The organism is Veillonellaceae bacterium, assembly GCA_012523975.1.
Classification (GTDB): Bacteria; Bacillota; Negativicutes; order JAAYSF01; family JAAYSF01; genus JAAYSF01.
On sequence record JAAYSF010000050.1, the window covers coordinates 87,950 to 96,037 of the forward strand.

The 8,088-nt window shown below is 40.5% G+C and carries 7 protein-coding genes; all 7 read left to right on the forward strand.

Translation table 11 applies throughout. From position 1 onward, the window contains the following. Positions 1-268: 268 nt before the first annotated feature. From cas3 to cas2, 7 genes are read left to right on the forward strand one after another with little or no spacing between them, the layout of a single operon-like run. Positions 269-2,545, forward strand: a complete 2,277-nt coding sequence (cas3, locus tag GX348_07260; protein ID NLP41981.1) for a CRISPR-associated helicase Cas3' — start codon at positions 269-271, stop codon at positions 2,543-2,545. Positions 2,546-2,581: 36 nt separating this feature from the next. Beyond that, positions 2,582-3,241, forward strand: coding sequence for a type I-C CRISPR-associated protein Cas5 (cas5c, locus tag GX348_07265; protein ID NLP41982.1), 660 nt, complete (start codon positions 2,582-2,584; stop codon positions 3,239-3,241). Then, the gene (gene cas8c, locus GX348_07270; GenBank protein NLP41983.1) at positions 3,238-5,022 is read left to right on the forward strand and encodes a type I-C CRISPR-associated protein Cas8c/Csd1; all 1,785 of its coding nucleotides are present in this window, start codon (positions 3,238-3,240) and stop codon (positions 5,020-5,022) included. Before cas5c ends, cas8c begins: the two co-directional genes overlap by 4 nt. 13 nt (positions 5,023-5,035) lie before the next feature. Then, positions 5,036-5,899 (forward strand): type I-C CRISPR-associated protein Cas7/Csd2, encoded by an 864-nt coding sequence (gene cas7c / locus GX348_07275; protein NLP41984.1) that lies wholly within the window; start codon positions 5,036-5,038, stop codon positions 5,897-5,899. Between the two features lie 6 nt (positions 5,900-5,905). Then, a complete protein-coding gene (cas4, locus tag GX348_07280; GenBank protein NLP41985.1) occupies positions 5,906-6,592 on the forward strand; it encodes a CRISPR-associated protein Cas4 in 687 nt (228 codons plus the stop codon). Then, on the forward strand, positions 6,589-7,620 hold the full coding sequence (gene cas1c / locus GX348_07285; protein ID NLP41986.1) for a type I-C CRISPR-associated endonuclease Cas1: 1,032 nt from the start codon (positions 6,589-6,591) through the stop codon (positions 7,618-7,620). The genes cas4 and cas1c overlap by 4 nt, the downstream gene beginning before the upstream one ends. A 10-nt stretch (positions 7,621-7,630) precedes the next feature. Further along, positions 7,631-7,921 carry a CRISPR-associated endonuclease Cas2 gene (gene cas2 / locus GX348_07290; GenBank protein ID NLP41987.1) on the forward strand — a complete coding sequence of 97 codons (291 nt, stop codon included), beginning with the start codon at positions 7,631-7,633 and terminating at the stop codon, positions 7,919-7,921. Positions 7,922-8,088: the final 167 nt, after the last annotated feature.

Sequence of the window (8,088 nt, forward strand, 5' to 3'; positions counted from 1 at the left end):
GCAGTTGCCTTGCTGTTCAAGGCGCTGCTGGGTCATTTGCGTTAATAGATGTAAATAACATATAAGCCCTTATATAGACTCAAGGGAACCGTCATATGAGTCGGAGCCGTAGTTACTTGACACTTAGAAAAAGTCCCAATAGTGGCTCTTTGCTAGGGATAGTTATCGCAACGGATTTATTGGATTAAATAGGAGGTTTTTGGCTATTTTGGTTGAAAGAGGGAATAAAGTAATAATTTGTGATTGACTTTTATTTGTTATAAATTTTATGTGTGCATTTAAGGGGGGGTTAAAACTGATTTATTACGGACACACAAAAGAGAACCCGGTAACAAAAGAATTGCTGCCTAAAGAACACTGGCAACTACTTAAAGATCATTTGAATAATGTTGGAATGTTAGCAGAGGAAAGAGCTAAAAAGTTTGGAGCAGGGAAATTAGGGAAAATAATCGGTCTAGGCCATGATGTTGGAAAGTACTCATATCAATTTCAAAAACGCTTAGAGGGTGACTCACAAAAAGTCGATCATTCAACGGCGGGAGCACAAGAAATAATAAAAAAAAACAATAACAAAATTGGAAAAGCTTTATCGTTTACAATTGCTGGTCATCATGGTGGAATTCCCGATGGGCATAAGGGAGCACCAGGGAACCTCCCTGAACGCCTTGCTAAAAAAGACATCCCTGATTATCACTCATATAGGACTGAAATCGAATTACCCGGCATTACTAATAAAGATTTACTAAAAATGCCTACGCCCAAAAGTATTGAAATGGATGCTTTCAGCTTTTCTTTTTGCATTCGCATGCTCTATTCATGCTTAGTCGATGCAGATTATTTAGACACTGAGCGATTTATGGCTGCAGATAAGTTTGTTCATCGACCAGAAAACGTTTCCATAGATACCATTTATCGGAGACTAGGACGGAAAATAGATGAGTTAACAAGACGAAATAAAGAAAGCCAGTCATTGATAAATAATGCACGACAAGACATATTGCAGCGATGTTTGTTGATGGCTGAGTCAAAGCCGGGATTATATACCCTGACGGTACCAACAGGGGGCGGTAAAACATATTCCTCCTTGGCTTTTGGACTAAAGCATGCGGTTACTCATGGAAAAACACGTGTTATTTATGTTATTCCCTATACTAGCATTATTGAACAGAATGCCCAAGTTTTTAGAGACGCCTTAGAAAATGCAACAGTTGAGGATAACGTTGTACTTGAACATCAAAGTAACTTTATTTATCCGGAGGGCTCTTTTGATGACTGGGACAACCATGAGAAAGCACACCGTTTAGCAGCAGAAAACTGGGATATGCCTGTAATAGTAACAACAACGGTCCAATTTTTTGAGTCACTTTACTCTAACAAGGGTTCTCGATGTCGTAAATTACACAACATGGTCAATAGTGTGATTATACTAGACGAAGCTCAAATGTTGCCGATCGAATATCTAAAACCCTGTCTGTGGGCCTTAGCTGAGCTTGTTCTCAATTATGGAGCTACAGTTGTACTGTGTACTGCTACACAACCTGCGGTGAAGGAGTTGCTTCCCGCTAACCTACGCCCCATAGAGATAATGGAGGATCCAGTCAACCTCCAAAAGATATTTAAACGTGTAACGGTTGAATATTTAGAGCAAATGCTTGATGAGGACTTAGCTTTAGCAATGTCTGAGCACAGTCAAGTTTTGACAATCGTAAATACTCGTCGGCATGCCCGCTTGCTTTTTGACAAGCTACTAAAGAAAACACAAGATGGTGTTTATCATTTATCAGCGCGAATGTGTCCGGCTCACCGCAAACAGATATTAGCAGAAATACGGCAGGCTTTACATGAAAACCAACCATGTAGAGTAGTTTCAACTCAACTAATTGAAGCAGGAGTGGATGTTGATTTCCCCTGCGTTTATCGGGCAGCAGCCGGGATTGATTCTATAGCACAAGCAGCAGGCAGGTGTAATAGAGAAGGCAAGCGAGAGCTTGGACGCGTGACGGTTTTTAATCCAGAACCACATGGTATGCCCCAAAAGGGTAGGTTTTCTGCTGTTGCAGGCTTGATGAGAAGCACAGCCCGACGACTTGAGCATTTTGAGAATGACCTTATATCATTAAGTGCAATTGAAGATTATTTTAAGAATTTAATCGATTTGGTACGTCTGCAAATAGACGATAAAGCTATTCTAAAGATGATAAAGGAAAGTAAGGACGATTTATCATTTCCATTCGCAACGATTGCGGACAAATTTCAGTTGATTGATTCTGAAATGATTTCAGTAGTTGTACCTTTTGATGAAAAAGCAAAAGAGCTAATGAATTTAGCAGAGACTAGTAAGTACCCAGCCAGTATGGCAAGATTGATGCAGCCTTATGTTGTTCAAATATATCAGTATGAACTAGCCGCCTTGGAAAAAGAAGGTGTTATTAGGAATGTTGGTAATTGTTTCAAGTTTGTAATAGACAGTAGTTTTTATGATGATCGTTTTGGCTTAAAAGACGCGAAGGAGGTAACAGCACCTTGTGAGGTACTAATGTTTTGATACGAGACAATAAATATTGTGTGAAAGGAGTAGAACATGGGATACGGAATAAGGCTTAAGGTTTGGGGCGATTATGCTTGTTTTACAAGACCAGAAATGAAAGCTGAACGTGTGAGTTATGATGTAATGACTCCGTCAGCGGCCCGAGGTATATTGGAAGCCATCCATTGGAAACCTGCAATCAGTTGGATTATTGACCGAATTCATGTAATGAAGCCAATTCGATTTGAATCTATTCGCAGAAATGAAGTAGCTGGAAAAATATCAGAACGAAATATTAAAACTGCTATGAGTGGCGGTAATATAGATTTACACCAGTACGCGGCGGATCCAAATCAACGCCAGCAACGTGCTGCGCTCATACTACGAGATGTTGAGTATATTATTGAGGCGCATTTTGAACTAACAGAAAAGGCAGGCGACAGTGACAATCCTGGTAAACATCGCGATATATTCTCGCGTCGTGCAAGAGAAGGTCAGTGTCATATGCGCCCCTATTTTGGGTGTCGCGAATTTCCAGTGAATTTTACGTTACTTGAAAGTGAGATTCCTAAGTCGCCTCTTATAGGCGAAAGGGACTTAGGATGGATGCTATGGGATATCGAATTTACCAAAAATATGCAGCCGATTTTCTTTCGTCCGGTTATGAAGGACGGTGTATATGAAACCATTTTGCAAAAGGGGGGAGTGAGTTGATTTTACAGGCACTGAATGATCATTACCAAAGATTGCTGGATGATCCAGAGTCTGGGGTAGCGCCACCAGGATATAGCCCGGCCAAGGTATCACACGCAGTGGTTCTGGACGAAGAAGGAAATTTGTTAGACATATTAGCTCTTTCAGATGTTGTAGGTAAGAAGCGAATACCAAGAATATTGTTGGTACCAGAACAAGTTAAGCGTACCTCCGGAATATCGGCAAATATTCTGTGTGATAGTATATCCTATGTCATAGGAATTGAGCGAACAAAACACGGGGAAATAGCCTGTTCCCATGAAAAGTATGCAGATTTCAAAACGAAAAATTCTACTTTTTTGAAAGACATTAGATGTAAAGAGGCGACTGTTGTAAGTGCTTTCTTAGAGAAATGGAATCCTGAGAAGGCGTTAAAGAATCCAATTATTTTAGCAAATATGGAGGAGTTATTGGCTGGAAGCAGCGTGGTGTTTAAGTTAGATGGCGCAGGGGGATATGCTCATGAGAACTCAGATATAAGAAATTGTTGGGAACGTAGTACACAAGACACTTCGAATGACGTTATTGGGCAGTGCCTCATTACCGGGGAATTCTTACCGACTGCAAGACTGCACCCATTAATAAAAGGGGTAATAGGTGCACAAACGAGCGGAGCCGCAGTCGTCTCATTTAACTCTGATGCCTTTACTTCTTATGGTAAGACACAAAGTTTCAATGCACCAGTCAGCATGCGGGCCGCTTTTGCCTACGGAACCGCTTTAAATTATCTTATTGCTAGTAATTCCAACCATGTGAGGCTTGCTGATACTACTATCGTTTTCTGGGCGGATAAAAAAGGAGCAAGGCTAGAGGAAAACATATTATCTTGGTGTCTTGACCCTGTAGAAACTGAAGAAAAAGATAAAAACGGTGCTCCTCGTATTGATCCTATTGCGGCTCGACAAGCAAAAACAATTCTAGAACGTGTTAAAGCGGGATTACCAGTAGAAGATGCAACTTTTGATTCGAAAACTACTTGCTATCTTTTAGGTTTGGCTCCAAATGCAGCTCGGTTATCGGTGCGATTTTGGCAGGTTAGCAGTTTTGGCGATGTACTAGAGAAGATAGGGCAACACTATGCCGATATGAATATTACCGGAATAGATAAAATCGGTGGGATAGTATCGCCGTGGCGAACGCTTAAAGCAGTAGCGATTCAAGAAGATTCTAAAAATATCCCGCCACTGCTGGGCGGTCAATTTTTAAAAACAATTATGTCAGGCCAGATGTATCCGCAAGGTTTGTACAACTCTGCATTACAACGCTGTCGCATCGGTGGTGAGCATGGCGGTGTAAGCCCCATTCGGGCAGCTATTATAAAAGCATTTTTGTTACGAAAATACCGACTTCAAAGGCAAGTTGAAAAGGAGGCCTTAATTACTGTGAGTTTAAACGAAAACAACACAAAGACTGCATATCTATTAGGAAGATTATTTTCTTTACTGGAAAAAGCCCAAAAAGATGCTTTAGGAAACAGTATTAATGCAACTATTCGTGACCGTTATTTTGGTGCAGCTTCTGCAACTCCTGGAGCAGTTTTTCCTTTATTACTTAGATTATCACGCCACCATATAGCTAAAGCTGAGTATGGTAATTTAACTGACAGAAAAATTCAGGATGTGATGAATAACCTAGATAAGTTCCCCGCTCATTTGAGCATGGAAGATCAAGGACAATTTATATTGGGCTATTATCATCAAAATCAAGCTAACTATTCTAAAACTCAAATTATTGAATCATAAGGGGGTAAAAGACATGAGTAACCTATTAGAAAAACGGTATGAATTTGTGCTCTTTTTTGAGGTGGAGAATGGTAACCCAAATGGTGATCCGGACGCTGGTAATATGCCGCGTATCGATCCTGAAACTAGCCATGGTCTAGTTACGGACGTCTGCTTGAAACGTAAAGTACGCAATTATGTAGAACTTGCAAAAGGTGGCAGCAGTCCATTCGATATCTATGTTCGTGAGAATGCGATACTAAATGATACTAATGAAGAAGCTTACAATGACCTTAAAATTAAACCTGAGTCAAAAAAATTACCTAAAGATGAGAATCAAGCAAAGCAGGTAACAAAATATATGTGTGACCGTTTTTATGATATTCGTGCTTTTGGTGCGGTAATGACAACTGAAGTAAACTGTGGTCAGGTCCGTGGACCAGTCCAAATTTGTTTTGCTAAAAGTCTAGATCCAATTGTGCCGCAGGAAGTCACTATTACTCGTATGGCAGTTACAAATAAAAAAGATGCTGAGAAAGAACGTACGATGGGACGAAAACATATCGTACCTTATGCATTGTATCGTGTAGAAGGTTATGTATCAGCACCGCTTGCCCAAAAGACCGGGTTTTCGAGTGATGATCTAGAGCTCTTCTGGCAGGCCCTTATGAATATGTTCGAGCATGACCACTCTGCTGCTCGTGGAAAAATGGCGAGTCGTAAGCTAGTTATTTTTGAACATACAAGTTCTCTTGGCAATTCACCGGCACATAAGCTATTTGATTTAATCACTGTTACGCGCAAGGATACAGATAGGCCACCTCGTGCCTTTGAAGACTATCATATAAGCATTGATCATAGTGCTAAACCTGCGGGCATTAATATTATAGAGAGATGATTTGAAATGCATACAGAGGATGAATATCTTCTCTTATCTGGAATACAGCACATGGCTTTTTGTGAGCGACAGTGGGCGCTTATTCATATTGAGCAGGTATGGTCTGAAAATGTACAAACTGTTGAGGGAAAACACCTTCATGAACGTACAGATGATCCTTTCGAAGATGAAACCCGAAAAACAGTTCGAATTGTCAGGGCTATGCCGGTCGTTTCACAGAAACTCGGACTGCGGGGTGTCGCTGATGTTGTTGAATTCCATCAAAGTAGAGAATTTCATGAAGGTAAAACGTGTCAATTAGAAAACCGTCAGGGCTGGTGGCGTCCCGTTCCAGTAGAGTACAAGAGAGGACGTCCAAAGCCTGATGACCGTGATGCAGTTCAACTTTGCGCTCAAGCAATTGCAATGGAAGAAATGCTGCAAATATCCATAGACTCGGGATTTATATTTTATGGACTAATCAAACACCGTGAAATGGTTAATTTTGATATGAATCTAAGACAATATACTTATGATTTAGCAATAAGAATGCACAAACTTGCTGGAGAAGGTAAAACTCCTAAGGCTCAAAAAGGGAAACGTTGTGCAATGTGTTCCTTGGTCGAGCAATGCCAGCCTAACTGGACAATTCGATATCGTCCAGTTAGAAACTATATTGACTGCATGTGCCGCACGGAGGTGAATAATATCTGAGAAGGCTGCTTAATACACTCTATGTAACCATGCCGGATTCCTATTTAGCATGCGATGGCGAAAATGTTCTAATTAAAGTTAAAGATGAAATTCGGTTCAGAGTACCAGTCCATAATTTAGAAGGTATTGTCTGTTTTGGTTTCGCAGGGGCTAGTCCGAAACTTATGTATCTATGCTGTGAACGTGGGGTATCTCTCTCGTTTCTAACGAAATACGGCAATTTTATGGGCCGTGTCACTGGAAGTGTTTCAGGCAATGTATTACTAAGGCGTACACAGTATCGATGGTCAGATGATGAAGAAGTGTCTTCTCGGTTATCACAACGATTTATTACAGCAAAAATTATTAATAGTCGTGCTGTGTTACATCGTGCACTACGTGATCATACCAAAGTTGTTGATACTAAATCGCTAGAGGAGGCAATTAATTATTTAGCAAGGATGCCAGAACGATTAGAAAAGGCCAGTAACGGTAATGTAATTCGTGGAATTGAAGGGGAAGCTGCGCATATATATTTCTCTAATTTCAATCAGTTAATATTAAGCCAAAAAGATGGCTTTTGCATGTCAGGAAGAACGCGGCGGCCACCAACTGATCGGATTAATGCTTTGTTATCGTTCTTGTATACAATGCTAGCTCATGAAGTTGTAGCAGCGTTAGAAAGCGTAGGTCTAGACCCGCAGGTAGGCTTTTTACACCGAGACCGACCAGGGCGGCCAAGTCTTGCATTAGATATAATGGAAGAATTGCGACCTCACTTTGCTGACAGGCTAGCAGTTACGCTAATTAATCGTAATCAGATAAATGCAGGTGGTTTTACTGTAAAGGAAAACGGTGCTGTACTTATGGATAGTGATACACGCAAAGAAGTCTTAACCGCTTGGCAAAAGCGGAAACAGGAGGAAATAACACACCCATATATAGAAGAAAAAATTCCGTTAGGACTGGTACCATATGTCCAAGCATTATTATTGGCTCGGCATATGCGAGGCGATTTAGAAGATTATCCGCCATTTTTCTGGAAGTGAGGTGCTGAAGATGATGGTTCTGATTACCTATGATGTGAATGTAACATCTGATTTGGGAAGCAGTCGTCTTCGTCGCGTAGCTAAGCAATGTGTTAATTATGGACAGCGTGTTCAAAATTCTGTTTTTGAATGTTTGGTTGACCCAGCCCAATTTGCAGAACTTAAGCATCGGTTGGAAAGTATTATTGATCCGGAAACGGATAGCTTGAGATATTATTTTCTAGGAAACAATTGGAAAAAGAGAGTAGAGCATTTTGGGGCAAAATCTGGATATGATCCGGAAGGTATTCTAATGTTATAGTGCGAACCCTATGTGCTCATAATTTGATAGGGAGATTCGCATAGCTTGATCAGTAAGGCATTTGCCTTATTTTCGGACACGTGTAAATGTACAATATATGAGTTTTTTATGCGATTCGCAAAATAACCTATCTAAACACTTGATATCACTGGATTTGAAGTAATAAC

Excerpts from the sequence above, each read along its gene's own strand:
- cas3 (NLP41981.1), top strand. The coding sequence starts at position 269 with ATGTGTGCATTTAAGGGGGGGTTAAAACTGATTTATTACGGACACACA.
- cas5c (NLP41982.1), top strand. The coding sequence starts at position 2,582 with ATGGGATACGGAATAAGGCTTAAGGTTTGGGGCGATTATGCTTGTTTT.
- cas7c (NLP41984.1), top strand. The coding sequence starts at position 5,036 with ATGAGTAACCTATTAGAAAAACGGTATGAATTTGTGCTCTTTTTTGAG.
- cas4 (NLP41985.1), top strand. The coding sequence starts at position 5,906 with ATGCATACAGAGGATGAATATCTTCTCTTATCTGGAATACAGCACATG.
- cas2 (NLP41987.1), top strand. The coding sequence starts at position 7,631 with ATGATGGTTCTGATTACCTATGATGTGAATGTAACATCTGATTTGGGA.